Below are 1,711 nucleotides of genomic sequence, written 5' to 3'. Positions count from 1 at the left end.
GCTAGTGCAGCGACCGTATCATGTTCAAATAAGTCTTCTAATGAGAAGTGGATCCCTTCAGCACCTGCTCGTGCAGCCAACTGAATACTCAATATCGAGTCACCTCCTAGCTCAAAGAAGCTATCTGAACGCCCTATTGCCTCCACTTGCAGCACATCTTGCCAAATTGCGATCAAGGTACTTTCAAGTGCAGACAGTGGCTGCTCATCCATCACTTCATTGGCTGCTTTCTCTGCTGATTGCTGACGTAACACAGCTGCTCTGTCTATCTTACCGTTTACCGTCAACGGCATTTGCGCTAAGACAATTAACTGATGTGGATGCATATACTCAGGCAATACCTTAGCAAGGTCCGCTTGAATTACGGCTTGCTCTACATCGCCACTCACGGCTGCAAACAACTGCTTATGACCACTGTCTTCATCTATCCAAGCAATGCCATGCACCACACCATCAAGACCTTTAAGTGCATGCTCTATCTCGCCCAACTCAATACGATAACCGCGCACCTTCACCTGAGCATCTCGTCGACCTAAGAACTCTAATGCACCGTTTTGGTTATAACGCACCCTATCACCCGTGCGATACATGCGACTGCCCTCGGGGCCAAACGGGTTCGGTAAAAATGCTCTGGCGGTCTTCTCACCTTGTCCCCAATAACCATGTGCTAAACCTGCACCACCAACATACAGCTCTCCTGGTACACCCAAAGGTAGTGGCTGCAACGACTCATCAAGTACGTAACAACTGCTCATATCCAGTGGATAGCCGATAGGCACATCTTGACTAGCGTCGTGCTTTTGAACTTGATATAGACAACTAAAGGTGGTCGCTTCCGTCGGCCCATATCCATTGACCACGACCCCACTCCACTCATTCGAAAGGTAACTGGCCACGTGTCGACCTGATAAACTGTCACCACCTGCTACTAAATAACGCAGCCCTTGTAATGCTTCTGGTCGCTCATCCACGACAACATTTAAGAGTGATGCGGTTAACCACAATACCGTGACTTGATAGTGACGAATGTCCGCGGCTAATCCATCAACCGTCACCGTCCCTGGGCGGCCTATCGCTACGGTTGCACCATTGAGCAATCCTGCCCATAGCTCTAATGTCGAGGCATCAAACACCAACGGTGCTTGGAGTAACAAGACATCAGTTTGTGTTATTGCTAACTCGCGACGATTTCGACTTAAACGCACCACCGCACCATCTGGTACTTGTACGCCCTTCGGCGTGCCCGTCGAGCCTGAGGTATACATCAAGTACAGACCTTGTGAGCACACGCGTGTTGCCGCAGCAACCGGTGTCACATCACGCTCATCAAAGGTACGAATATCTAACGACTTAGCCGCAGATAAGCCTTCAGGCAATGCCCCTGCACATAAGACATGCTCAACATCAGCATCATCAAGCATCCAACGTAGGCGCTCTGATGGGTATTGGCTATCTAACGGCACATAACGTGCCCCTGCTCTGACAATGGCTAAAATAGCCGTCACAGCATCCATGCTACGTTCAAGCAGTAAGCCAACAGCATCACCTGAACGAATACCTTCTTGCGACAGTACCGCGCTCCAATGGGCCACTCGCGTTGCCAACGTTTGATAAGACCACGACTGCGTACCTTCTCGCACCGCGACTCGCTCGCCTTGCTTCGCTACTTGCTCCTCGAATGCCGCCCATACATCATTATTAGGCTCGCCTA

1 protein-coding gene is annotated in these 1,711 nt (G+C 50.3%); it reads right to left on the bottom strand.

The window, feature by feature from the left end; genetic code table 11:
• Positions 1-1,711 (bottom strand): non-ribosomal peptide synthetase (locus Q4489_RS18185; RefSeq protein ID WP_303483362.1); only part of this gene is annotated, 1,711 nt, incomplete at both ends.

This window comes from Thalassotalea sp. 1_MG-2023 (assembly GCF_030546745.1).
Taxonomy (GTDB): Bacteria; Pseudomonadota; Gammaproteobacteria; order Enterobacterales; family Alteromonadaceae; genus Thalassotalea_C.
Note: the sequence above shows the minus strand (reverse complement) of the source record. Positions and strands in the feature narration are given on the sequence as shown.